The organism is Actinoplanes sp. NPDC020271, assembly GCF_044388125.1.
In the GTDB taxonomy this organism is placed as follows: Bacteria; Actinomycetota; Actinomycetes; order Mycobacteriales; family Micromonosporaceae; genus Actinoplanes.
Map to the genome: position 1 here is coordinate 200,290 of NZ_JBIRWQ010000011.1, position 25,284 is coordinate 225,573.

20 protein-coding genes are annotated in these 25,284 nt (G+C 70.1%); 12 read left to right on the forward strand and 8 right to left on the reverse strand.

The genetic code is table 11. From position 1 onward, the window contains the following. Nucleotides 1-281: 281 nt before the first annotated feature. A complete protein-coding gene (locus tag ACH442_RS24690) occupies nucleotides 282-1,274 on the forward strand; it encodes a hypothetical protein (protein ID WP_396340449.1) in 993 nt (330 codons plus the stop codon). Continuing rightward, nucleotides 1,271-1,627, forward strand: a complete 357-nt coding sequence (locus ACH442_RS24695; RefSeq protein WP_396340450.1) for a hypothetical protein — start codon at nucleotides 1,271-1,273, stop codon at nucleotides 1,625-1,627. Before ACH442_RS24690 ends, ACH442_RS24695 begins: the two co-directional genes overlap by 4 nt. On the opposite strand, the gene ACH442_RS24700 is transcribed toward ACH442_RS24695, so the two are convergent. The 3 genes from ACH442_RS24700 to ACH442_RS24710 are packed head-to-tail and all read right to left on the reverse strand — an operon-like array spanning nucleotide 1,628 to nucleotide 6,416. Further along, nucleotides 1,628-2,833, reverse strand: a complete 1,206-nt coding sequence (locus tag ACH442_RS24700) for a hypothetical protein (protein WP_396340451.1) — start codon at nucleotides 2,831-2,833, stop codon at nucleotides 1,628-1,630. A 35-nt stretch (nucleotides 2,834-2,868) separates the two neighbouring features. After that, nucleotides 2,869-4,536, reverse strand: a complete 1,668-nt coding sequence (locus tag ACH442_RS24705; protein ID WP_396340452.1) for a GTPase family protein — start codon at nucleotides 4,534-4,536, stop codon at nucleotides 2,869-2,871. Beyond that, nucleotides 4,533-6,416 (reverse strand): ABC transporter, encoded by a 1,884-nt coding sequence (locus tag ACH442_RS24710; RefSeq protein WP_396340453.1) that lies wholly within the window; start codon nucleotides 6,414-6,416, stop codon nucleotides 4,533-4,535. The genes ACH442_RS24705 and ACH442_RS24710 overlap by 4 nt, the downstream gene beginning before the upstream one ends. 190 nt (nucleotides 6,417-6,606) lie before the next feature. Here ACH442_RS24710 and dnaK point away from each other — a divergent pair, with 190 nt between their 5' ends. From dnaK to ACH442_RS24730, 4 genes are all read left to right on the forward strand, one after another. Continuing rightward, a complete protein-coding gene (dnaK, locus tag ACH442_RS24715) occupies nucleotides 6,607-8,460 on the forward strand; it encodes a molecular chaperone DnaK (protein ID WP_396340454.1) in 1,854 nt (617 codons plus the stop codon). Then, complete coding sequence (gene grpE, locus ACH442_RS24720; protein ID WP_396340455.1) at nucleotides 8,457-9,062, forward strand: nucleotide exchange factor GrpE; 606 nt, start codon at nucleotides 8,457-8,459, stop codon at nucleotides 9,060-9,062. The genes dnaK and grpE overlap by 4 nt, the downstream gene beginning before the upstream one ends. 73 nt (nucleotides 9,063-9,135) lie before the next feature. Next, nucleotides 9,136-10,338 carry a molecular chaperone DnaJ gene (gene dnaJ / locus ACH442_RS24725; protein ID WP_396340456.1) on the forward strand — a complete coding sequence of 401 codons (1,203 nt, stop codon included), beginning with the start codon at nucleotides 9,136-9,138 and terminating at the stop codon, nucleotides 10,336-10,338. A 20-nt stretch (nucleotides 10,339-10,358) separates the two neighbouring features. Then, a complete protein-coding gene (locus ACH442_RS24730) occupies nucleotides 10,359-10,802 on the forward strand; it encodes a heat shock protein transcriptional repressor HspR (protein WP_396340457.1) in 444 nt (147 codons plus the stop codon). A gap of 72 nt (nucleotides 10,803-10,874) precedes the next feature. Here the strand turns inward: ACH442_RS24730 and ACH442_RS24735 are convergent, their stop codons facing one another. The 4 genes from ACH442_RS24735 to ACH442_RS24750 form a co-directional block, all read right to left on the reverse strand. Beyond that, on the reverse strand, nucleotides 10,875-11,321 hold the full coding sequence (locus tag ACH442_RS24735; RefSeq protein ID WP_396340458.1) for a hypothetical protein: 447 nt from the start codon (nucleotides 11,319-11,321) through the stop codon (nucleotides 10,875-10,877). 200 nt (nucleotides 11,322-11,521) lie between these two features. Further along, nucleotides 11,522-12,730 carry a cation:proton antiporter gene (locus ACH442_RS24740; protein WP_396340459.1) on the reverse strand — a complete coding sequence of 403 codons (1,209 nt, stop codon included), beginning with the start codon at nucleotides 12,728-12,730 and terminating at the stop codon, nucleotides 11,522-11,524. A gap of 46 nt (nucleotides 12,731-12,776) precedes the next feature. Beyond that, entirely contained in the window at nucleotides 12,777-13,274 is a 498-nt protein-coding gene (locus ACH442_RS24745; RefSeq protein WP_396340460.1) for a cation:proton antiporter regulatory subunit, read from the reverse strand. A 43-nt stretch (nucleotides 13,275-13,317) separates the two neighbouring features. After that, on the reverse strand, nucleotides 13,318-14,520 hold the full coding sequence (locus ACH442_RS24750; RefSeq protein ID WP_396340461.1) for a sugar efflux transporter: 1,203 nt from the start codon (nucleotides 14,518-14,520) through the stop codon (nucleotides 13,318-13,320). A gap of 144 nt (nucleotides 14,521-14,664) precedes the next feature. Here ACH442_RS24750 and clpB point away from each other — a divergent pair, with 144 nt between their 5' ends. The 6 genes from clpB to ACH442_RS24780 all read left to right on the forward strand — a co-directional run bounded on the left by clpB (nucleotide 14,665) and on the right by ACH442_RS24780 (nucleotide 23,674). Beyond that, nucleotides 14,665-17,250: an ATP-dependent chaperone ClpB gene (gene clpB / locus ACH442_RS24755; protein ID WP_396340462.1), complete on the forward strand. Its 2,586-nt coding sequence runs from the start codon at nucleotides 14,665-14,667 to the stop codon at nucleotides 17,248-17,250. Between the two features lie 574 nt (nucleotides 17,251-17,824). Next, nucleotides 17,825-19,486 carry a hypothetical protein gene (locus ACH442_RS24760; protein WP_396340463.1) on the forward strand — a complete coding sequence of 554 codons (1,662 nt, stop codon included), beginning with the start codon at nucleotides 17,825-17,827 and terminating at the stop codon, nucleotides 19,484-19,486. 250 nt (nucleotides 19,487-19,736) lie between these two features. Then, on the forward strand, nucleotides 19,737-21,077 hold the full coding sequence (locus ACH442_RS24765; protein WP_396340464.1) for a hypothetical protein: 1,341 nt from the start codon (nucleotides 19,737-19,739) through the stop codon (nucleotides 21,075-21,077). A gap of 999 nt (nucleotides 21,078-22,076) precedes the next feature. Beyond that, entirely contained in the window at nucleotides 22,077-22,241 is a 165-nt protein-coding gene (locus ACH442_RS24770; protein WP_396340465.1) for a hypothetical protein, read from the forward strand. 284 nt (nucleotides 22,242-22,525) lie between these two features. After that, nucleotides 22,526-22,903 (forward strand): helix-turn-helix transcriptional regulator, encoded by a 378-nt coding sequence (locus ACH442_RS24775; RefSeq protein WP_014440216.1) that lies wholly within the window; start codon nucleotides 22,526-22,528, stop codon nucleotides 22,901-22,903. Between the two features lie 96 nt (nucleotides 22,904-22,999). Further along, a complete protein-coding gene (locus ACH442_RS24780; protein WP_396340466.1) occupies nucleotides 23,000-23,674 on the forward strand; it encodes a class II aldolase/adducin family protein in 675 nt (224 codons plus the stop codon). A 709-nt stretch (nucleotides 23,675-24,383) separates the two neighbouring features. Here the strand turns inward: ACH442_RS24780 and ACH442_RS24785 are convergent. Further along, the gene (locus tag ACH442_RS24785; RefSeq protein ID WP_396340467.1) at nucleotides 24,384-25,208 is read right to left on the reverse strand and encodes a DedA family protein; all 825 of its coding nucleotides are present in this window, start codon (nucleotides 25,206-25,208) and stop codon (nucleotides 24,384-24,386) included. Nucleotides 25,209-25,284: the final 76 nt, after the last annotated feature.

Consider the following 25,284-nt stretch of genomic DNA (forward strand, 5'->3'; position numbering starts at 1 on the left):
CCAGGACGGCCCGCCGTAGCCCCGCTGGTCGGCGGAGACGACGGCGGCGGTGCCGTCGCCTTCATCCTGACAGAGGTAACGACGGCTGCGAGAGCCCGTGGATCACGATTAGAGATTTTCTGTTGACGCATCGTTAAGGGTATTTGTCCGCTTTAATCCCTTTCATGCTCTCGCGGTCGTGCGAATGCGCCGACCCCGCCGCTGCCGAACGGGCCATGGGTCGTTCACCCCTTTGACCGAGACGGATCTAGGTTGATCTTTGGTTCGAAAGGGACACCCGCGTGCCGCACCTGCCCGACGACGACGGCTTCGAGCCGCCCCTGAAGGTGCTCCGGAAGCGGTTCAACGGCGTGTACCGCGAGGACCACGGCCTCTCCGGGCCGGCCCGCCGATACGTCCTGCTGGTCGCGATGCTGGTCGCGCTCGCCTCGGTGCCGACGCTCGCCGTGGTCACGATCGGAACCAGCGAGATCGCCGGCAAGGATCGCACCGGCGCCATGGACGCGCCGTTCCTGCCGCCGCCGGTCACCGGTCCGGTGCGGCCTTCAAGCCCAACCCCCAACCCTTCGGCGTACGACCACCCGGGGCGACCCCCGTCCGTTCCTGATCAGCCCTCGGGAGTGTCGCCCGGTGCGTCGCCCCCAGCCGGCCCCGGCGCACCTACCCCCACCGTGTCCGGACTCCCCGCGGTCCCCGACGACGGTCCGTCCGTCGTGGCGACGCGCCCGAGTTCGCCTGTGGACAGTCCGCCGGAGCCCGCTGACGAGGGAGTTTCGCGCCCCAGCCCGATCGCCGCGTTCCCCACGGTCCCGGGCCTGCCGGCCGTTCCGGACGACGAATGGGAGCGTCCACTGGCCCGTCGCGTCGCGCCCGGCGAGCGGCCGCGGTTCGACGGATCCGCCTGGGACAAAACGGATTCTTCAGATGATGACGATTCCGATGACGATGCGGACGGCCGGAGTGATGACGGGCCCGCGAGCCAGGACGCCGTGACCACAGACGACTCGTCGACAGACGACTCGTCCACAGACGAGCCGTCCATAGACGAGGTACCCGCGGATGAGCCGTCCGCGGACGACGTCCCCGCGGACGAGCCCTCCGCGGACGAGCCGCACGCCGACCGGGACGACTCCGAGGATTCCGGCGACCACGACGAGGACTCCGAGGACCCGGATCCCGACGACTCCTCGCATCACGAGTGCGAAGCCGCCTTCCGTTCCCCCATCCCCGACCGGCCCCGAACCGGTCCGACTCCAGCCGGAGGACAGCCGTGACCGAACGCCCGCTCCACGTCAACGCCGCCCGGATAGTCGAGTACAGCTACCCCGCCGGCCGGAACGTCCGTCGCTCGATGACGCAGCCCCGCTCCGAGGAGGGCCGGATCACCAACCGTCCCTACCGCGGCCACCACCGCGCCGAGCACACCTACCACGACGAGCAGACCCCGGCCCGTCAGCGCAGCTCACGGGTGGGTCGCCACCATGCTGACGGCCTCGCTGCGCTCGGTGGCGTTGCGCCCCTGGCGGCCGACGCCGAGAGGTCCGGGACCGACGACGCTGCGCTCGCCGTTTCCGAACCTCTCGACATCGGCGGGCGCAATGCGCGGTGGTCGAGGGCCAGACCGTGATTACTCGTCGCCCAAGCGGTCCTGGTTGGCCTGGAGCCAGGCGTCGATCGCCTCGGAGTCGTTCGGGTCGACTCCCTCGGCGATGAGCTGGGCGACCGCCGCGGTGGCCGCGCTGCGCCGCTCACCGGTGGAGTAGAGCCGCACGAACTCCGGCACCAGCTTCTCCACCTCGGCCGCGGTCTCGGCGATCGCGGCCGCCGGCAGCCCGCGCCGCCACGTCGCATAGGCCGACCAGGCGCGCACGACCTGGGGCAGCATCGCCGCGTCGTCGATGTCCAGCACCGCGCGGCGATGCACCCAGTCCAGCAGGAACAGGCCGGCGATGGCCGGGCTCCAGCGCAGCGGATCACCACCGGGCAGCGTGGCCGCGTGGTCGAAGAGCAGGCCGAGGCAGAACTGCAGGGACGGCTGGTCGGTCTCCGGCCCGGCCAGCCCGGCGCGGGCCGCCTCGGGGGAGGCCAGGAAGTCCCGCAGCAGCTCGGCCGCGGGCGGACCGGCCGGCTCGTCGAGCGGCGGGGTGGTGGCCGCGGGCAGCATCGTGAGCCGGGACGCGACCAGCGCGCGGTCGGTGGCCAGCGAACCGTCGGCCGGCAGCTCGCCGAGCTCGTCGGTGATCGCCAGGTGCCGGGCCACCTCGTCGCGCAGCCGGCCCGGGTCCTCGTCGCGGAACCAGGTCAGCTCGTCCTGCTCGCACACGGCGCGCACCGAGCCCAGCACCTGATCGGCGGCGGACGAGACGAACAGGTCCTTGACGATGCCGATGTTGTGGTCGACCAGGACCACCATGGCGTGCTCAGGGCCACCGAGGGCGGCATCCTCGTACGCGAACGTCACCAGGTAGGAGGTCTGGTCGCCGTACACGTCGCCGTAGGCGTGGAACCCGATCGGCCGGACCCGGCCCAGTTGCCCGGCCCACGAGGGGCCCCGCGTGTCGTGCGTGATTCGGTCGGCGCCGGTCGCATCGGGCACGAGCGCGGCGAAGACCTCGCGGATGGTCGCGGCGGCCGGCTCGGTGCTGCCGCCGGTCGCGGTCAGGAAGTCGCCGACGAACTCCCGGACGGCGGTGGCCCGATCATCCTGGGCCACCGAGTAAACGCTGCCCAGCAGCGCTGTTCCGAGCATCTCGGCGTCCAGCGCGCAGTCCAGCTTGATCACGTCGCGGGCCGCGTGCAGCACCGCCTCGTACACGCTGTGGGGTGCCGGCATGCCGCGAGCCTACCGCCCGCGGCATGTTCCCCGAACTACTCCGAACGCACCACGCCGAGCGCCTCACGCGCCTGGGCGTACGCGTTGAGCACCTCACGCACCGGCGCGACCACATATTCACGGCCGACGTCGGTCACCGCGGCCCGCAGCTTCTGCTCGGCCCGGCGCCGGGCGCGTCGCCCGCCCGCCTCGACCAGCGGTTTCAGCAGCAGCCAGAGCAGCAGGCCGAGACCCAGCCCACCGAGCAGCAGCAGGGTCGCCAGCGGCACCGCCCCCACCTTGGGGTCGCCGATGTCGGGCAGGCCGAGCGCGCTCATCGCATAGCCCAGCACCAGCCAGATCAATCCGGCGGCGGCCGTGGCCAGCAAGATCCACTGCAGCCCGCCGACCAACCGCCACCAGGCCGGTTTGTGATCGGCGCCCAGGTCGGTGGTGGCGATCGCGCGGTCCAGCGCGTCCGGCAGGTCACCGGTCTTCGACCGGGCGGCGGCGTTCAGCGCCGGAGCCCACACCTCCGGCAGCGGGGCCGCGGCCCGCGCGGCGACCGCACGGACCGACAGGCCGACCGCCGACTTCTGGGCTGCGTCGGCCTCCGGGAGGGAGGTTCGTGGCACGACGTCGGTCGACACCCCGTCGGTCGCGGTCTTCTCCCCGAGGTGCAGTTTGCGCAGCGGGTCCGGACGCAGCCGGCGCAGCCCCCGGACCAGCGGCCAGCCGGTGGCCGCGGCGGCGCGCTGCCGGTAGGCCGCGGCGGCGGCGTCGGCGACCGCGGGCACCCCGGCCGAGGCCGCGAGCGCGTCGGTGAGCTGACGCACGGTCGCGCGGTCCACCTCGTCCTCGGCCGCCGGCGGGCCCATCATCGCGGCCAGTTCCTCGCCGGTCACGTCGACGTCGGCGGCGAGGCGGCGCAGCGCGGCCTGCCGCCCGGCGACCGTCGCCTCCAGCGCGTCGCGCAGCTCGCCGAGCATGCCGGGCTGTTTCGCCGAGGAGGCCAGCACCGGCGCGCCGGTCAGCCCGTCCTCCTCCAGCAGGCGCTTCAGGTCGGCCAGGACCGCCTCGGTGTCCGGAGCGCTCAGCCGGTCGGCCTGGTTGAGCACCACGATGGTCACGCCGGCGTGCGTGTTGAACTGCGAGAGGTAGGCGCGGTGCAGGATCCGGTCGCCGTACTTCTGCGGGTCGACCACCCAGACGATCTGGTCGACCAGGCCGAGCAGCCGGTCCACCTCCAGCTGGTGGGCCTGCTCGATCGAGTCGAAGTCGGGCAGGTCGAGCAGGACCAGACCGCGCAGCGAGGCCTCGTCGTCGCCGTCCAGCGCGCTCTCCCGGACGAAGCGCTGCCGAGGCAGCACCCCGATCCAGTCGAGCAGTCGGTTGGCGGGTTCCAGCGGACCCCAGACGACGGCGTGCGCGGTGCCGGTGGTCGGCCGCCGCACGCCGACCGGCGACAGCTTGAACCGCGCCAACGCGTTGAACAGGCTGGACTTGCCGCTGCCGGTGCTGCCGGCCAGCGCCACCACGGTGTGGTCCAGCGACAGCGTCAACCGCCCGCTGGCCCGTTCCACGAGGGTGTGCGCCGTCACCAGTTCGCCGTCCGGCAGGTACGGATCGACGAGCCGGAGGAACCGGGTCAGTGCCTCCAGCCGCCGCGTCAGGTCCTCGGCGTCCACCCGATCGGTGTCCCGCACCTTTTCCACCAGACTCATGACCCCGATCCGGTCAACGCGATGTCCTTCCTGGCGCTCTCCACCTCAGCGGCGGCCCGGCGCAACAGTGTGCCGGGTTCCGCTTCGAGGCGCACGGTCGCGGTGCGTTCCGCGTACCGTGCGGCCTCGGCGTCGAGCAGTTCGTCGAAACGGGCGACCAGTTCGGTGCGGGCCCGCGTGGCGAGAGTACGGATCGCCTGGTCCCCGAAGACCGCCTCGAGCACCTTCTGCGCGGCGACCGTGGTCCCGGCCCCGACCGCCACCTCCAGGCCGGTCGGGATGAACGCGGTCGAGGTGAACACGGCGATCATCACGGCCAGCCCGGCGCCGTTCACCGCGTACGCCGCGCCACGGGCGACCGAGCGCTTGTCGCCGCCCTCGCGCCGGACCAGGTCCAGCACCCACTTCTGCCAGTCCCGGACCATCCGGTCGGTCTTCTCCGGCAGCGTGGCCGAGGCACTCTTCAGCTCCGGCAGCAGCAGCGCCTCGCCGGCCGGGTGCTGCTGCCAGGACGTGTACGCCTGCTCGGCGGCATCCGTCGCCACCCCGCGCAGCAGCGTGACCAGCTGGGACTCCAGCGCGGTCTGCAGGCTGCGGCTGGGCTCGGGACGGCCGGTGACGGCCGCGACGAACCTGTCGCGGAGAGCGCCGACCCGGGATTCCAGGGTGCGGAGGAACTCGCCGGTGCCGACGAATTCCTGCCAGCGGGCCAGCACCTCGCCGCGGAGCAGCCGCCCGTCCTGCAGCCCGTCCCGGACGGTCTGCTTGGCGGCCCGGTAGGCGGCCGCGGCCCGCTCGTCCAGTGCCTGCGCCGCACGGGTCTGGTCCTCGGCCGCGTCGGCCAGGCCGTTCACCGCCGGGACCAGTGCCGCCAGCGCCCCGTTGAGCGTCTGCCGGGCCACCGCGTCACGCGCCGCAGGGTCGGCCGAGAGCTGGGCGAACCACTGCTGCATGGGCTGGATGACCGGGGCTGGGAGCATGCCGCGGGTGTCCAGCTCGCTTTCCGGCAGGACGAACAGCGGTGCCGAGCCGAGGTCGTGCTCGGTCAGCATCTCGCCCAGGTGCGCGGAGATCTCGGCGGCCGCGTCGAGCGGCACCCGGTCCAGTACCAGGGCGATCACGGTGCCGCGCAGGCGGGCGGTCTTGAGCAGTTCCCAGGGCACGGCGTCGGCGTAGCGCGCGGCGGTGGTGACGAACAACCACAGGTCGGCCGCGGCCAGCAGCTGGGCGGCGAGCTTGCGGTTGTGGTCGACCACCGAGTCGACGTCCGGCGCGTCGAGCAGGGCCAGGCCGGGGCCGATGCCGCGAGCGCCGATCACCTGCAACGAGTTCGGGTCGTCGCTGGTCTTGACGGTGCGGATCAGCCCGGGCAGCAGGTGTGGCTGCTCGAACCAGCCCAGGTTCTCCGGGTGCGCGACCAGGACCGGCGAGCGCGTCGTCGGGCGCAGCACGCCGGCCGTCGTGACCGGTTCCTGGATCAGGCTGTTGACCAGCGTCGACTTGCCGGCGCCGGTGGAGCCGCCGACCACCACGAGCAGTGGTGCGTCGAGCCGGGCCAGCCGGGGGAGCAGGTAGTCGTCGAGCTGGGCGAGCAGGGCGGACCCGACGCGGCGCGCCTCCTCGGCGGAGGGCAGCACCAAGGGGTACGAGACCGTACCGAGTGCGGTGTGCAATCGGTTCAGTGCCGCCACGAGCCTGCCCACGGTGGGTGGGGGTGCGACCGGGTTGATGCCGTTCTCCTTGTTCGCCGGACGGGCGAGGTCGGACCTCGTACCATCGGAAAGGTCTGCTCGCACAGGGCTGACCTGGTCTTTCTTGATTTCCACGGCAGGGACGGCGGATGGGGCCGACGGACCGACCGCGTCTCCGTGCGTCGTCACGGATAAAGCGTGCACGATCTATCCAGGTCGAGCAACGGGAACCGGTATGCCGTGACCGGACAGGTATGTGCGAAGAGGGCGCTCAGCGCTCGACTTGCGCGGCTCCGACTCAACTTCGATTTGACGGTGTGCAGACCCGTGGCATCATTGAGTCGGCTCCACTCAACCCTGTTGAAGCGAGGAACACACCATGGCACGTGCGGTCGGCATCGACCTCGGCACCACGAACTCCTGCGTCAGCGTTCTGGAAGGAGGCGAGCCCACCGTCATCGCCAACGCGGAGGGCTCCCGGACGACGCCGTCGATCGTGGCCTTCGCCCGCAACGGCGAGGTGCTGGTCGGCGAGGTCGCCAAGCGCCAGGCGGTGACGAACCCGGACCGGACCATTCGTTCGGTCAAGCGGGAGATCGGCACCAACTGGTCGATCGACATCGACGGTAAGAAGTACACCCCGCAGGAGATCTCCGCGCGGGTGCTGATGAAGCTCAAGCGCGACGCCGAGGCGTACCTGGGTGAGCAGATCGCGGACGCGGTCATCACCGTCCCGGCGTACTTCAACGACGCCCAGCGTCAGGCGACCAAGGAGGCCGGCGAGATCGCCGGTCTGAACGTCCTGCGGATCGTGAACGAGCCGACCGCGGCCGCGCTCGCCTACGGCCTGGACAAGGGCTCCAAGGAGCAGACCGTCCTGGTCTTCGACCTGGGTGGCGGTACGTTCGACGTCTCCCTGCTGGAGCTGGGCGACGGCGTCATCGAGGTCAAGTCGACCTCCGGTGACAACCACCTCGGTGGCGACGACTGGGACCAGCGGATCATCGACCACCTGGTCAAGACGTTCCGCGGCGAGCACGGCATCGACCTCTCGCAGGACAAGATGGCCCTCCAGCGTCTGCGTGAGGCCGCCGAGAAGGCCAAGATCGAGCTGTCCGCTGCCACCACCACCAGCATCAACCTGCCCTACATCACCGCCGGGGCGAACGGCCCGCTGCACCTGGACACCTCGCTGTCCCGGGCCGAGTTCCAGCGCATGACGCAGGACCTGCTGGACCGGTGCAAGGGCCCGTTCGAGTCCGCGATCAAGGACGCCGACGTCAAGCTCTCCGACATCGACCACGTCATCCTGGTCGGCGGCTCGACGCGGATGCCGGCCGTGACCGAGCTGGTGCAGAGCCTGATCGGCCGCGAGCCGAACAAGGGCGTCAACCCGGACGAGGTCGTCGCCGTCGGTGCCGCGCTGCAGGCCGGTGTGCTCAAGGGCGAGGTCAAGGACGTTCTGCTCCTCGACGTCACCCCGCTGTCCCTGGGCATCGAGACCAAGGGCGGCATCATGCACAAGCTGGTGGAGCGCAACACCACCATCCCGGCGCACCGTTCCGAGGTCTACACCACGGCCGACGACAACCAGCCGTCCGTGCTGATCCAGGTCTACCAGGGTGAGCGCGAGATGGCGGCGTACAACAAGAAGCTCGGCACCTTCGAGCTCAGCGGCATCGCGCCGGCTCCGCGTGGCGTCCCGCAGATCGAGGTCTCCTTCGACATCGACGCGAACGGCATCGTGCACGTGTCCGCCAAGGACCTGGGCACGGGCAAGGAGCAGAAGATGACGATCACCGGTGGCTCCGCGCTGCCGAAGGAAGACATCGAGCGCATGATGCGCGACGCCGAGTCGCACGCCGACGACGACAAGAAGCGCCGCGAGGACGCCGAGGCCCGCAACCTGGCCGAGCAGCTGCAGTGGCAGACCGAGAAGTTCCTGGCCGAGAGCGGCGACAAGCTCCCCGAGGACAGCAAGAACAAGATCGGCGAGGCGCTCGGCGAGCTGCGTGGCGCGCTCGGCGGCACCGACATCGAGAAGATCAAGTCGGCGCACGAGCGGCTGTCGCAGGTCTCGCAGGAGGCCGGCTCGGCCCTCTACTCCCAGGGTGAGGCCCCGCAGGCCGGTCCCGCGGACGCCGGTGCCCCCGGTGGCGCGACCGGTGCCGGCCCGGCCGGCGGTGGCGACGACGTCGTGGACGCCGAGATCGTGGAGGACGACAAGAAGTGAGTGCCAAGGACGACGACAACGACGGTCAGGCGGCCGAGCGGGAAGTCATCCAGGGCGAGATCGACTCGACGACCGAAGAGGCTCCCAAGAAGAAGCGCGGGGCACACCGCGCACCTGACCAGGAGGACGAGGCTCGGGTGGCCGAGGACACCAAGCCCGACGGTCTCGGTGCCGAGCTGGCGGCGGTGCGCAGCGAGCTCGACGAGCGGACGCACGACCTGCAGCGGGTGACGGCGGAGTACGCCAACTACCGCAAGCGGGTCGACCGCGACCGGGGCGCGGCCGCCGAGCAGACCACCGGTGCGGTGCTCACCGCGCTGCTGCCGGTGCTCGACGACATCGACCGGGCTCGCGAGCACGGTGACCTGGTCGGGCCGTTCGCCTCGGTGGCGGAGCAGCTCACCGCGGTGACCGGCAAGCTCGGCCTGGTGGCCTTCGGGGAGAAGGGCGACCCGTTCGATCCGAATCGCCACGAGGCGGTCGCCCACCAGACGTCCGCGGATGTCACGGAGGCGACCTGCGTCGAGGTGATGCGTCGTGGCTACACGCTGGGCGAGCGGCTGCTGCGCCCGGCGATGGTCGCCGTCGCCGATCCGGAGTGAGTTTCCGTTGTGGTCCCGCCCGCCGGTTCGCCGGCGGGCGGGACTTCACCCGTAAGTCGAGGAGGTGGACCGGGTGAGCTCGAAGGACTGGCTCGAGAAGGACTTCTACGCCGTTCTTGGCGTGAACAAGTCCGCCACAACCGACGAGATCAAGAAGGCGTACCGGAAGCTCGCCCGCGACCTGCACCCCGACCGGAACCCGGGCAACAAGGAGGCCGAGGAGAAATTCAAGGCCGCCTCCGAGGCGTACGACGTTCTGGCCGACGACAAGAAGCGCAAAGAGTATGACGAGATGCGCTCCCTGTTCGGCTCGGGCGCGTTCCGTCGTGGTGCGGGCCGGCCCGGCGCGGGTGGGGCGCAGTTCGACCCGTCCGACCTGTTCGGCGGGTTCACCGGCGCGGCCGGGGCCGGCGGTGCGGACCGCCGGTTCGGTGGCACCGGCTTCTCCGACATCTTCAGCTCGATCTTCTCCGGTGGCGGCAACGCTCCGGGCAATCCGGCCGGGCGGCGTGGCCCGCAGCGCGGCCGGGACGTGGAGACCGAGGTGACGCTGGACTTCGCGCAGGCCGTGCGGGGCACCACGCTGCCGCTGACCCTGCGCACCCCGGGTGCCTGCGACACCTGTCACGGCAGCGGGGCCAAGCCGGGCACCACGCCGCGCGCGTGTGCCAAGTGTCAGGGCACCGGCTTGATCTCCAGCAACCAGGGGTCGTTCAGCTTCTCCGAGCCGTGCCGTGAGTGCCAGGGCTCGGGCAGCATCGTGGACGAGAAGTGCCCGGAGTGCCGGGGCACCGGTGGCGTCACCAAGAGCCGGACGATCAATGTCCGGTTCCCGGCCGGTGTCGCCGACGGGCAGCGGATCCGGCTGTCCGGCCGCGGCGAGCCGGGTGACCGGGGTGGTCCCGCCGGCGACCTGTACGTGCAGGTCAAGGTGCGTCCCGACGACCTGTTCGGGCGCAGCGGCGACGATCTCACGCTGACCGTCCCGATCACCGTGGCCGAGGCCGTTCTCGGCACCGACCTGCGGGTCCCCACCCTGGACAACCCGGTCACGCTGCGGGTGCCGGCCGGTACGCCGAGCGGCCGCAAGCTGCGGGCCCGGGGCAAGGGCGTGAGCCGTAAGGAAGGGCAGTCGGGCGACCTGATCGTCACCGTCGAGGTACAGATTCCGTCCGGCGTCACCGGCGAGGCCCGGGACGCGCTGGAGAACTTCGCGAAACTGACCCCGCCGGCCGGGCGGGAACGGCTCGAAGCGCGGTTGCGCAAGGCCGGCTAGGGACCTTCCGGAGGTGGCACATGTATGAAGAGATCAGCATCTCGGTGGAACAGGCCTCCGACGCGAAGGTCCTGATCATCTCGGTGGCCGCCCGGCTTGCCGGGATGCACCCACAGACGCTCCGGCAGTACGACCGGCTCGGGCTGGTCCAGCCCGGCCGGGCCGGCGGCGGTGGCCGGCGATACAGCCAGCGCGACGTCGCCCTGCTCCGCGAGGTGCAGAAACTCAGCCAGGAAGAGGGCGTCAACCTGGCCGGCATCAAGCGGATCATCGGCTTGGAGCAGCTCGTCGGCGACCTGCAGCAGCGGGTCACGGAGCTGGAGCACCAGTTGGAGGACGCGTATGAGCGCATCGCTCAGCTGGAGTCGATGAACCCGTACGCCGGCCGGGGTGATCTTGTTCGTCAGGAGAGGCACTCGACCGCTCTCGTGGTGTGGCGCCCGCGCCGCTCTCCGGACAAGTGAAGTGTCGGAAAACCAGAAGCGGCGGCCCTCCGGTTCGGAGAGCCGCCGTCACTGCATGTAGTGACCGAATGATTACCTTCGGTTGAAGAGGCCGACCCGCCGCGGGTTGCGCACCAGGCCGCCCTCCATCCAGTCGTGGTGGTCGAACAACTCCGGCCGGGTCATCAGGACCCGGCAGTTGTGCGCCCATATCTGCATCGGCTCGTCGCCGACCTGCTCGGCGCGCTCCATGAACTTCTTGAGCCGCCGTTTGCGCTGGCTGGATGCGTTCTGCCGAACGCCGTCCGCCGCGTAGATGTACATACAGTGCTGCGCGAACCGGCGGGCCGGACACTGCCGGTCCATGGCCAGTTCGAACAGGGTCGGGCCGAGCACATCGCCGGAGATCAGCAGGTCCCAGTCCTTCGGCATCGTGCTCAGCGGCACTGCCTCGGGGTGGTAAGCCCACGCCTCCAGCTCGGCCGGCCGGGGGTCGACCGGGTTGCCGAACCCGATGAAAGTCGCCTCTCGCACACTCAACGCCGCCGCCTTATTCACCCGTCCGGAACCGCGACAGGAATCACACCGTCCGTCGCGCGTGTCGAACGTCCCAATACAGAGAGTCGTCGCGGCGCAACGGTAGCGCGATCAACGAGTGAACGGAAGTGTCAAGAGTTCACATTCAGATACTGGACAGTAACTTTTGGCTTTGCCCCAGGTTGTGCTGTTCGTTACCAAGATCACTCAACCGTGGGCAGCGGTTTTGTCGTGGAACGCTGTGCTGCCATCCGTCTGTGCACCAGCCGCTTGAACCAGCCGTAGTCCGGCAGGCGGGCCAGCATCGGGCCGGTGACGACGGTGATCAACACGTACGCGGTGGCGAGCGGAGCGAGTCTCGGCTCAACCCCGGAAGCGACCGCGAGCCCGGCGATGACCACCGAGAACTCGCCGCGAGGGGTGAGCGCGAAGCCGGCTCGCAGCCGCCCGGGCAGCGCGATCCCGGTGCGCCGGGCGGCTAGGTAACCCGTAGTGATCTTGGTCAGCATGGTGAGCGCGGCCAGTCCGAGCGCGGGCAGCAGCACCGGCGGCATGTCGGCCGGGTCGGTGGAGAGCCCGAAGAAGACGAAGAACACCGCCGCGAACAGGTCACGCAGGGGCGACAGCATCTCGGTGGCGTGGTGGGCGACCGGGCCGGAGAGCGCAATCCCGACCAGGAACGCCCCGACCGCCTCGGAAACCTTCAGCTCAGCGGCCACGCCGGAGACGAACAGCGTCAGACCGAAAACGCTCAGCAGGAGCGCTTCCGGGTCCTTCACCGACATGAACCGGCTGATCGGGCCGCCGTAACGGATCGCCACGACCAGCACCGCAATCACCGTGACCACCGCGACACCGAGCGTGCTCAGCCCGCCGAGCAGCCCCACCCCGGCCAGTACCGCGGTGGCGATCGGCAGGTAGAACGCCATCGCCAGGTCCTCGATGACCAGCACCGAGAGGATCACCGGCGTCTCCCGGTTGCCGAGCCGGCCCAGGTCGGCGAGCACCTTCGCGATCACTCCGGACGAGGAGACCCAGGTGATCCCGGCCAGCACCAGCGCCGCCTTCGCGTCCCAGCCCAGCAACACCGCGAACAGGGCGCCGGGCAGCGCGTTCAGCAGCATGTCGATGACACCGGCCGGGGCGGCCGAACGCAGGTTGCCGACCAGCTCGTCGGCCGAGTACTCCAGACCCAGCATGACCAGGAGCAGGATCACCCCAATCTGGGCACCGATCCCGATGAACTCCTGGCTGGCCGAGAGCGGCACCAGGCCGCCCTGCCCGAAGGCGAGACCGGCCAGCAGGTAGAGCGGGATCGGCGAGAGCCCGAACCGGCGGCCCGCCCGGCCGAGCATCCCGAGGCCGAACAGGAGCGCCCCGATCTCGATGAGCAGGACGGTGGTGTGGTGCACTCCAACCCCCGGTTTTCCTTTGGTTTTCCGCCGCGGGCTGGCTCAGTCAGCCGGTGGTGTCGCCGGCCAGGATGGCGGTGACGCCGTCCAGCCCGTCGCGGGTGCCGACGGCGACGACCACGTCGTTCGCCTCGAACTGGAAGGACGGGCCGGGGGAGGGGATCACCTCGCGGTCGCGCAGCACGGCGACGATCGAGGCGCTGGTGCGGGTGCGGGCACGGGTGTCGCCGAGGCGGCGGCCCACGAACCGGGAGCCGGCCGGCAGCGCGATCTGCTCGGTGAGCAGGCCGGCCGCCTGCTGGCGCAGCCCGGCGAGCTGGCCCAGCATCAGCGACGCGCCGAGGACGTCGGCCAGCGCCTCGGCCTCGTCGTCGGTGAGCGGGATCGAGGCCAGGCAGGCATCCGGGTCGTCGACGTCGTAGAGCACCAGGTCGCGGCGACCGTTGCGGTGCGAGACCACCCCGACGGTCCGCCCCGAGGACGTCACGAGATCGTGTCGGACGCCGATTCCCGGCAGCGGAGTCTGTTCCACCCGTACGCGCACGATCACCACGTTAGCCCGCGAGCAGTGACTTGCGTCGCGTCCGTCAGACGTTCCCCGTCCTGATCCCCGGGATCGGCTCGATCGGGGTCCGGGCCGGCGGGCGGGCGATGAGCAGCAGGATCAGGCCGAGAACTGCCAGACCGAGATTCATCATGTAGGCGAGGCGGTAGTCGTACCCCTGGGCGACGCCGAACAGCGGTGCCGCCAGGATCTGCCCGAGCGGGAACGTGTTGGTGAACATCGTCGTCGCCCGGCCCGGATGCGAGGGCATCAGATCTTGCACGTACGAGATCCCGAGCCCCGAGTTCGTCGCGATGAACACCGCGTTCAGCACCTGGGCGGCGGCCAGCATCCACACCGAGTGCGCCGCCGCGGCCAGCGCCTGGTACGCCACCCCGCTCACCGCGCCCGCCAGGATCAGCACGCGCAGCGGCACCCGCGTGCTCAGCGCGCCGAAGCCCAGCATCAGCGGGATCTCCAGCGCGGCACAGAGCCCGAGGACCAGGCCCGAGTCCCCGACGCTGCCGTGCAGGTTCTTCGTGACGAACAACGACATCGCCTGCACGCCGAGGACCATTGTCGTGGTGATCAGCACGAACCCGCCGATGATCGGGTAGGCGGCCCGCGGCGGGCGGAAGTCGTCACGGCCGCCCTTGGTGGCTGGCGCGGGCGCCTCCAACTCGGGCAGCCAGCGTGTGGTGATCAGGGCCGCGATCAGGTAGAGCACGGCGGCGGTGCCGTAGACGTACCGGAAATCGGTCTTGTCCAGAAGGATCGCGGCGAGCGGTGGGCCACCCACCCAGGCGATCGAGAACACCGTGCGCAGCGAACTGATCCCCATGGCCGCGCGGGTCGGGTTCTCGCTGGTCAGGACCTGTCGGGCATAGGCGAACGACTGCGGGTAGAACGAGCCGGCGACCGCCGTGGCCGTGACGGTCAGCGCCAGCAGGACCCAGTAGTTGCGGACCACCGAGGTCAGCCCGGTGCCGGCGCACCCGGCGAGGGCGGCCGCGATCAGCAGCGTGCGGCGCATCGGCCGGCGATCCGAGATCCGGGCCAGGACCTGCGACATCGCGACGCCGGAGAGCGCGGCGACGATCAGGAACGCGGAGACCTGGACGGGGCCGGCGTGCACCGCGGTGCTGAGAAACAGCCCCAGGAACGGGCCGACCACCGCGGTTGCGATCCCGGAGGCGAGAAAGATGAAGCCGAGCGGGAGCAGCCGCCGGGACAGGAGGCGCGTCACCCTTCGAACTTACGGCCCTTCGGCTGGAGAGCGCTCTCGGTGGTGGCCACCATCACCACGGGTCTGCCCGGAGGAGGTAAAGTTGAGTGGAATACGCTCAAGTCTGTTGGGTTACACCCGGTGGGACGCCGATCAGGGGAGCTCATGAACGCCGAACGTTTGACCACCAAGAGCCGCGACGTGATCAAGGGCGCCGTGGCCAACGCCGCACAGAGCGGGCACGCCACGGTCGAGCCGTGGCACATGCTGCTCGCCCTGCTGGACACCGCCGGGTCCACCGCGCCCGCACTGTTGCGTGCGGTCGGTGCAAATCCCGCGGACGTACGCCGTGCCGCCGCCCGCGCCGTCGAGCAGCTGCCCAGTGCCCGCGGCGCCAGCACCGCCGAGCCCAGCCTCTCCCGCGAGTTCGTGAACGCGATCGGTGAGGCCGAGCTGATCGCCCAGCCCCTCGGCGACGAGTACATCTCGACCGAACACCTGCTGGCCGGCCTGGCCCGGGGCGGCGGCGCGGTCGGCCAGACCCTGAAAGGCGCCGGTGCGACCGAGGAGGCGCTGGTCGCGGCGTTCCCGCAGGTGCGCGGTGGGGACCGCAAGGTGACGAACGCGGACCCCGAGCAGACCTACAAGGCGCTGGAGAAGTACAGCGTCGACCTGACCGCACAGGCGCGTGAGGGCAAGATCGACCCGGTGATCGGCCGCGACGCGGAGATCCGGCGCGTGGTGCAGGTGCTCTCACGGCGTACCAAAAATAATCCGGTTCTGATCGGAGAGCCCGGTGTCGGCAAGACCGCCATCGTGGAAGGGCTCGCCCAGCGGATCGTCGCCGGTGACGTGCCGGAATCGCTGCGCGACAAGACGCTCGTCTCCCTGGACCTGGGCGCGATGGTCGCCGGCGCGCAGTACCGGGGCCAGTTCGAAGAGCGGCTCAAGAGCGTGCTGGAGGAGATCCGCAGCTCGAACGGGCAGGTCGTGACGTTCCTCGACGAGCTGCACACGGTCGTCGGCGCCGGCAAGGGCGAGGGCTCGATGGACGCCGGCAACATGCTCAAGCCGATGCTGGCCCGCGGTGAGCTGCGCATGGTCGGCGCGACCACGCTCGACGAGTACCGCGAGCACATCGAGAAGGACCCGGCGCTGGAACGGCGCTTCCAGCCGGTCGTGGTCGGCGAGCCGACCGTCGAGGACACCATCGGCATCCTTCGTGGGCTCAAGGGCCGGTATGAGGCACATCACCGGGTGCAGATCACCGACGCCGCGCTCGTCGCCGCGGCCAGCCTCTCCGACCGCTACATCAGTGACCGTTTCCTCCCGGACAAAGCGATCGACCTGATCGACGAGGCCGCCTCCCGGCTCCGCATGGAGATCGACTCCCGGCCGGTCGAGCTCGACCAGCTGCAGCGCCAGGTCGACCGGATGCGGGTCGAGAAACTCGCGCTCAGCAAGGAGACCGACCCCGCGTCGGTGGCCCGGCTGGAGCGGCTCGACCGTGACCTCGCCGACCGCGAGGAAGAGCTGACCGCGTTGAACGCCCGGTGGGAGCGCGAGCGCGGCGGCCTGAACCGGGTCGGTGAGCTGAAGAAGCAGCTCGACGAGGCGAAGGCCGCGCAGGAACGAGCGCAGCGCGACGGTGACCTGCTCCAGGCGTCCCGCCTGCTCTACGAGGTGATCCCGGGCCTGGAGAAGGAGATGGACGCCGCCGCCGAGTCGGAGGAGGAGAACACCGAGCCGCCGATGGTCAAGGAGGAGGTCGGCGCCGACGACATCGCCGAAGTGATCTCCTCGTGGACCGGCATCCCGGCCGGCCGGATGATGGAGGGCGAGACCGCGAAACTGCTTCGCATGGAGGAGTCCCTGCAGGCCAAGGTCATCGGCCAGCGGGAGGCGGTCGCCGCGGTCGCCGGTGCGGTCCGCCGGGCGCGAGCCGGCATCGCCGACCCGGACCGCCCCACCGGCAGCTTCCTCTTCCTCGGCCCGACCGGCGTCGGCAAGACCGAGCTGGCCAAGGCCCTGGCCGGCTTCCTCTTCGACGACGAGCGCGCGATGGTCCGCATCGACATGAGCGAGTACGGGGAGAAGCACTCCGTGGCCCGTCTCGTCGGTGCCCCACCCGGTTACGTGGGTTACGAGGAGGGTGGACAGCTCACCGAGGCGGTGCGTCGCCGGCCGTACAGCGTGGTCCTGCTCGACGAGGTGGAGAAAGCCCACCCGGACGTCTTCGACGTGCTGCTCCAAGTGCTCGACGACGGGCGGCTCACCGACGGGCAGGGCCGCACGGTCGACTTCCGCAACGCGATCCTAGTGCTCACGTCGAACCTCGGCTCGTCCACGGCCGACTTCACGATGAGCGACGAGGAACGGCACGACGAGGTACTGGCCGTGGTCCGGGCACACTTCAAGCCCGAGTTCCTGAACCGGCTCGACGACATCGTGGTGTTCCACGCGCTGACCAAGGACGACCTGCGGGAGATCGTCGACATCCAGCTCAGCCGGCTGCGGGCCCGGCTCGCCGAGCGGCGGCTCACGCTGTCGGTGGGGGACGACGCGGTCGCGTGGCTGGGCGAGCACGGCTACGACCCGATCTACGGCGCCCGGCCGCTGCGGCGACTGGTCCAGGCCACGATCGGCGACCTGCTGGCCAAGGCACTGCTGGCCGGGGAGATTCAGGACGGCGACAGCGTGCTGGTCTCGACCAACCAGACCGGTGACGGGCTGACGATCCAGGCCGGTTAGCTCCCATGGAAAAGGGGCCCCTCGGGGCCCCTTTTCGCTTTCACTTCTCGCTACGAAGCTTCTTCTCGTTGCCGGTACGCGTGGGTCATCAGGATGTCCGTGATGGCGTGCTCGCCATCCGCGGACCAGATCCTGATCCCGTCCCGATGGAGTTGATATCGGACGTCCTTGAAGCGGGTCCGGGTGTCGTCATGGTGAACGACGGTCAAGGTGTCTGCGTGCGGCATGGGACTCACCGGTCCTTGTCAGGTCTGGGGCGGCCGCGGTGTGGTCACGCGGCCGGCGCAATCGGGAAGGCGCCCGGAATCGGTCTGCCTCGGCCCCGGCGATGTGTGAGCGGGGCGGGCGACTCGTGCGGGCAGCAGGCGTCACTGGAGGTCTCTGGAGCCTGCCGGACGCCATGTCAAGGAAGTCTAGGGGGTGGCGGCCAGCAATGTCGCCCCTCGATCGAGCGACCCTTTGCGGGCATTTGCATCATCGTCGCCCGATGTTGCCACAGCGTTGCCCAGGGTGCGTGCCGGTCGCGGGACCTGGTTCCCGACCGATACCGTGAACGGATCTAGAGGAGGACTCTGTGACCGTTCCCACGTATCCACCGTCGCCGTATCCGCCGATGCCGCCACCGCACGGGCGGCCGGTCACCGTGACGATCGCGTCCGCGCTGCTCTTCGCGGTCGCCGCCATCCAGGTGGTGTACGGGATCCTGACCTTCTCGGCGCTCAGCAAGGCCGCGGATGTCTACGACGCGGCATACAGCGGCACGGAGTTCGCCGACCTCGGCGCCACCGTCGTCGGATACTCGGTACTGCTGATCGTGCTCTACCTGATCATCGGGATCGGGATGGGCCTCCTCGGCTTCTTCAACCTCCGCGGCAAGCAGCCCGCGCGAGTGATCACCTGGGTCGTGGCCGGCCTGCTCATGTGCTGCGCGGTGATCGTGCCGCAGACCGCGGGAGTGCTGATCACCGACTTCGCTTCGGTGATCGCCGGGAACGCCGACGACACGAGGGGGCTGCCCAGCCAGCGGCAACTGGACGCGCTGCTCGACGGGTCGGTGCCCGGATGGTTCGACAGCATCGGGGTCTGGTTCACGCTGGTCTCGCTCGCCGCGCTGATCGCGGCGGTGATCCTGCTGGCGGTGCCGCCGTCGAACCGGTTCTTCCGGAAGCCGGTGGCCGGGTGGAACCCGTATCAGCAGCCGGGGTATCCGGGTGGGTATGGCCAGCCCTATCCCGGGGCGTACCCGCCGCCGGGTGCGGTGCAGCCTGGGTTCGGTCAGCCTGGTGCTGGTCAGCCTGGGTATGGGCAGCCTGGTGCTGGTCAGCCCGGCTTTGGACAGCCTGGTGCTGGTCAGCCCGGCTTTGGACAGCCCGGCTTTGGGCAGCCTGGGTATGGGCAGCCTGGGGCGGGGCAGCCTGGATCTGGGCAGCCGGGGCAGGGGTCGGGGCAGTCCGGGTTCGGGCAGCCCGGGCAGCCTGCTCCGGGGCTTCCGCCGTATCCGGGTCAGCCCTCCTACAGCCCTCCGGTCGGTTCCCCGGGAGCGCCGGGAGCGCCTGCTGCGCCCGAAGGGCCTACGTCGCCCGGAGCGCCGGGGACCTACCCGGGCGAGCCCGGACCGTATTCAGGACAGGCCGGGTCGTATCCGGGACAGCCTGCGCCGTATCCCGGTCAGGCCGGGTCGTATCCGGGACAGCCGGCGCCGTATCCGGGGCAACCTTCGTCGTATCCGGGACAGCCGGCGCCGTATCCGGGGCAACCTTCGTCGCATCCGGGACAGCCGGCGCCGTATCCGGGGCAACCTTCGTCGTACCCGGGCCAGCCTGGCGCCTACCCGCCGCCTTACGGCGCGCCCAGCTACCCCGCCAACCCCTGGCAGGCGCCGTCATCGGCGCCACCCGCGTCCGGACCGCCCTCCTCGTCCGCGTTGCCGCCTCAGCCGCCGCTGACCCCGCCGCCCGGTTCTCAGCCGTCCGGCCTCCAGGCGCCGGGCTCGCCGGCGCCGTCCGAATTCGGGCCGCCGAGTGACCCGTGGGGGCTGCCGCCCACGGCTCCGGGCTCGTCGTCCGGTGCTGCTCCGGGAACCGGCTCGTCACCTGGCGATCAGCCATCGTCGGCTCCGCCGGCTTCGGGCCCGCCCGCCTCCACGGCACCTCCTGTTCCGCCGACTCCATCCGTTCCGCCGGCCCCGCTGGTTCCGCCGGCGGATGACGAGCGGCCGCCGCGCGACTCGGCCTGATCGCCGACGCTCGCCAATCCTGGCCGAGGTTTTTCGAACCGGCCCGCCTGTCCACAGGCGGGCCGGTTCCGTTATCCACAGGCGTTCCGGTCCGCCCGCCCCGGATCCCGAAGACGCGATAGGTTTCCAGCCAACCGAACACCGGGAGCCCTCGATGTCCTACGCCGCCGTGCCACCCGTCACCGCGCCTCCGCCGCCCACCAGCGCGCGCCCGCCCGCCGTGACGACCGCCTCATTCCTGCTCTGGCTCATGGGCGCGGCCGGCCTCTGCTACTCGATCGCGACGGTCGCCGTTGCCGCCGGCACGGTCAGCCGGTTCCGGGGGGCGACCTCGGGCGACGCGGCAGACCAGTTCGTCACCGTGATCTGGCTGGACGCCGCGCTCGCCGCCGTCCTGTCGATCCTGTTCTTCGCGCTGCTCGTGGTGCTCGGCCTGGGCCTGCGCCGCGGCAGCCGGGTTGCCCGGATCGTCTCGCTGGTCGTCTGCGTGCTCGGCATGCTCGGCGGTCTCGCCTCGTTCATCACCGTTCTGGCCCAGCGCTCGGGTGACCCGGCGCCGGGCTCGATCAGCGACGCGCTCGGCTCGGCGTACCCGGCGGGGTGGATCGGCCTCAACGTCGTCGTGGCCGGTCTGCAGGTGCTGGCCTACGCCGCGGTCGGCGCGATGCTGCTGGTCGCGCCGCGCACGTTCTTCGGTCCCGCCCCGGCACAGTCCGCTCACCCCAACCCTGCCTTCGGGCCGTATCCGCAGTCGTTCGCCGCGCCGGGCTCGTTCGCCCAGCCCGGTGCCCCGGGCTCGTTCGCCCAGCCCGGTGCCCCGGGCTCGTTTGCCCAGCCCGGTGCCCCGGGTCCGTTTGCCCAGCCCAGTGCCCCGGGTCCGTTTGCCCAGCCCGGTGTTCCCGGTTCTTACGGTCCGTCAAGCGGTGGCGGCGCTCCCGGTTCTTACAGTGCTCCGGGCTCCTACGGTCCGCCCAGCCCATTCGGTCCGCCCAGCTCACCGGGTGCTGTTCCGGGCTTCCCGCCGGCGCAGGGCTCGCCATATGCCCCACCAGGGACCCACGGCTTTACCCCGCCTGCGGGCGACGGCTTCACCCCGCCTGCGGGCCATGGCTTCACCCCGACTGTGCCGCCTGCTGACAATTCCGCTTACATGCGGCCTGTTTCGCCGTCCACGGACGTTCCGTCGCCGCCGTCTGTGGCGGATGCCGCCGCGCAGACCTCGGTGGCGCCTGCTGGTTCGTCCGGGTCTCAACCACCTGCATCGCCGAACAACTACCCGCCCGTGGGCGGTGTTTCCGCCACGCCGCCGGTTGTTGCCACGCCGCCGGTCGTTGCCACGCCGCCCGTCGCCGGCACGCCACCGGTTGTTGCCACGCCGCTGGATGTCGACGCGCCGTCCACGGCCGTTGCTGAGGCCGGTCCGTCGAACTCATCCAGCGCGGCCGAGGGAGCCCCGTCGGACGAGTCCGGTGGAGCTTCCTCACCTGTGGGTCGCTCCGGTGAATCCGGCGGAGTCGGCTCGGCTACGGGTCTTTCCCATGAGCCCGAGGGGGTCCCGGTTCGGCCTGCCGAGGACGATCGGCCAGCCTGACAAGCCCTGTTCTGTCGCCCGGCGTTGGGTGAGCCTGGACACGCCGGGCAGGGCCGTCGTGCCCTCATGGTCCTGGCGAGATCGACTGCCGTGGGGTGGCGGAGAGCGCTGGAAATGAGCCGCTGATGTTTGAGCGCTGCGCTGCGTGGAGAAGGGCCGTCTGGGCGTTGGATGCGTCAGCCGGCAGCTATGCGGTCGGGCCCGTCTGCCGTCCGCCCGTGTGGTGAGGCCCCTCGGCTGTGTGGTGAGGGCAGTGCCGGACCTGAGCACATCGATCGGGGGCCGTGTCGGGGTACGGGCCGGGTTCGACGTGGGCGCGTCAGTTGAGGGGGCGGGGGCCGTCCACGCAGGGGTGAACGGCCAGTCGGGTAGCTGACCGGAGTGGACCGGTTCGTGAATTTGTTGCGGGCTCCTTGGAGATCGCTGAAAGGGCACCTTCGATCGTCAAGCGCTGTAACGCACGGTTCGGCCGAAGGTTCAAATCCGGGTTCGGCTACGGAGAGTGGGTAAGGACACATCGGAGACGTTCCGCGGTGGGATGATCGGACCGGAGGCGGTTCGGGCCTGGATCCGATGACGAATACTCACGGTTGTCATCGGAGTGACCATGCGGAAGGACGCCTAGATCCGGTTCTCCATCGACAACTGTGGGTCACTCGAACGGGTACGGACGGTTTCCTTCGATGTCACCCGATCGGCTGTCCGGATAGCACTAGATCGGCCATCCGGTGGGTGTTTTCGCCTGGACGGACAAACGTGATTCCCGGGGTTCACAGCACTCTCACAGCGCGGCTACCAGGTCATCTTGAGGGGTGGATGGGTACCGTGGCGGTGTTAGCTGCTTTGAGCTGCATCTATGGTCTCCGGGAAAGGTCGAGATCCGTTGTCCGTTCGGTAAACCTTCTTTACAGAGCCATGAAGAGAGCTGGGTCAATAGTTCGGTTCCGCCCCGGCGGGGCGAAAGATTCCGGTTTCCTTCAAGCCAGTACGCTCGATGTCATGAAGGCACGGCACGACCTGGGTAAATTCATCACTGAATTGCCCGTCGCACAGCGTGGCGTCGTGCTTTCATCGGGTCGTGAGGCGCGCAGCGGCCCGTTGATCGCGCAGCGTGGCGTGATGGTGTCGACGCGTTCCGTGCCGAGTCATCGTTCTGGGTCGTGAACCGAAACAATCGATGAATTGACAATGTGGGTTGGCTCACTCCCGAGAAGGGGATCGAGAGCTCGACACGGATGGGTAGCGACCAAGTGGCGGCTGAGGCGTTGCAGGAGGCAGAGACCGAAGTCGGTGTCGGCGGAAAGGTTGATCGGATGAGTGGTGCGGTTCGGGGATCCGGCCCGTGCCGGCGGTTGACCGACACGGCGATCGATGTCGGCCTTACGGCCTGAAAGTTAGCCGGTTCGTTCCTGCTCACATGCAGGAGAATCGATGCAGTTGGTGGAAGGATGGAGATCGTGGGAACTGCGTTGGCGGAAATGACGATGCCTCAGATCTCGCCGCTTGCCGGCGAGCCAATTGAACGCGCCGACGCCGAGCGCCTGGCGGGAGTGCTGAAGGCGCTCGCCGACCCGGCACGGCTGCGGCTGTTGAGCCTTATTCAGTCCGCGACGGACGGTGAGGCTTGTGTCTGTGACCTGACGGCTCCTCTGGGCCTCTCGCAGCCGACTGTGAGTCACCACCTGCGGATCCTGACCGAGGCGGGTCTGCTGGAGCGGGAGAAGCGGGGAGTGTGGGCCTACTACCGGCTCGTGCCGACCGCGATCGCGACGATTGCCGACCTGCTGACGCCGCCCCGTAAGCGGGCGACCAAGAAGGCTCGCTGATCCGTGGGCAATGCCTGGCGTCACTGAAACATGGGGGCGTGACGCCAGGCCGAGGACCTCTTCCCTGGCCACCCCTGGCGATTCGAGGAGGAACGGGTGAACTACGTGCCTGGTGACCTGCGTGATCAGCTCGCGCACGTGGGTTACGACGTGGTCCAGGCCGGTCTCGTCTGCGGCTCGGGCGGCAACCTGTCCGCCCGGATTCCCGACGACGAAGCCATCTGGGTGACCGCGAGCGGCGCCTGGCTCGACCGGCTCAGCCGGGCGAGTTTCGTGCCGGTCAGCATCACGGACGGTGCGGTCGCGACGGTTGGCGCTCTGCCACCGCCGCGGGTCGAGCCGACCAGCGAGCTGGCATTGCATCTTGCGCTCTATCGCGCCCGGCCGGACGTCAACGCCGTGGTGCACCTGCACCCGCAGACGGCGTTGCTGCTGGACGCGCTGGGTGAGCACATCCGGATCGTCACCACGGACCACGCGTTCTATCTGCGCAGAGTGTCCACCGTGCCGTTCCGGCTGCCGGGCACGACCGAGCTCGCCGCGATGACCGCGGCGATGGCCGCGGACGGGACCGACTGCCTGGTGCTCAGCCAGCACGGCTGCGTGGTGATGGGTGACTCGGTGGAGCTGGCGCACAAGCGCGCCCGCAACCTCGAGGAGGCGGCCTCGCTGACGTACAGAGCGCTGGCTGCCGGTCGGTTGGAGAATCTCCGGGACTGCCCGGAGGAGTTTCTGGACCGGCTTTCCGGGTCCGCGGCGGTCACCGTCTGAGCGGACCCATCGACGCTGCCAGCCGGCCGTCCCTAAGGCCGGCTGGATCGCGTCCTGTCGACTGAGCCTGGCCATCTCCGGCCAGGCTTTTTTCATGCGCCGAGCGGATGACGCGAGCCGGCGCGCCCCGCGAGGGCGGCCGGAGACGGACTGCAGGGGCGCTGCGGTGGCGGGCCGGAAACGGACTGCAGGGGCGCTGCGGTGGCGGGGCGGAGACGGGCTGCAGGGGCGCTGCGGGGGCAGGCTGCGGGACGCTGCGGGGGCGGGGCGGAGACAGGCTGCGGGCGCGGGGCGGACACAGGCGCCGCGGGCGCGAGACGGCGACGGGGTGCCCGAGCGCGAAGCCGGATCGGCCGCGCGGGTGCGGCGTGATGCGAGAGGCAGCGATGTGTGCGCGAGGCGCGGCCGAGAAGTGCGTGAGTTGGGCCGGGCCGTGCGAGCGTGCGGCGGGGGCTGGGCCGTGCGGAGTGGGGCCCGGGCTGTGCGGGAGTGGGGCTGGGCCGTGCGGAGTGGGGCTGGGCCGTGCGGAGTGGGCCGCGCGGAACGGGCGTGGGCGCCCGGTGGGCGCGGGGTGGTCAGCGGGGCGCGGGGCCGGGGTGGTCAGCGGGGGCGCGGGCGCGGGCTGACGACGTACGGCGGAAGGGATTTTGATCTGGGAACACAGCGGCCGGCCCTGGAAGCCAGGACCGGCCGGGTGGTGGACGAAGGGTCAGGCGCGGTGCGAACGCGGCCGGCGGTTCCGCTCGTCGTCCTCGTCGTCGTTGACGTGCAGGTGGGCTGCCTCGGCGAGCCCGGCGATGCTGGCCGCCGCGACCACGCCGACCGCCGCGGACGCCTGCGGGCCCTGGTGCGTGCCGTTCCTCTTGGCTTTCCGCTCGCGGAGGAACTCGATGAGGATCGGCAGCGCCGAGATCAGCACGATCAGCACCACGACCGGCAGGATGTAGTGGTCGATCTTGTCGCCGATGGCGTCGTAGATCTGCTTGGCCAGCGCGTGCCCGATGATCAGCACACCGTCGGTCCACAGGACGGCGCCGACGACGTTCCAGATGAAGAACTTGCGGGCCGGCATGCCCAGGGTGCCCGCGACCGGGTTCAGGAACGTGCGCACGATCGGAATGAACCGGGCCAGGACCACGGCCTTGGCCGGGCCGAACTTCTCGAAGTAGTACTCCGCCTTCTCCACGTACTCCCGCTTGAACAGCTTGGAGTCGGGACGCTCGAACATCTTCCGCCCATATTTCGCGCCGAGCCAGTGCCCGAACTGGGCGCCGGCGATCGCGCAGATCGGCGCACCGATCAGCAGACCGGCGAACGAGATCTGGGTGCCGTCGCCGAAGATCGCGTCGGCGACCGGCGATGCGGCGATTCCGGCGAGGAAGAGCAGCGAGTCGCCGGGGAAGAAGAAGCCGACCAGCAGGCCGGTTTCCGCGAAGAGGATGGCCCACACGCCGTAGAGGCCGAATGTGTGCAGCAGGTCGGCCGCGTCGAGCGGGTTGAGGGCGAGCTGCTCGGTGAGCGCACGGATGTCCACGGTTAGCAGGGTACCGGCCGTCCGGTGCGGCCAACCTGTACGACTGCTGTGGATGCCTTGTGTCTACGGACAGGAA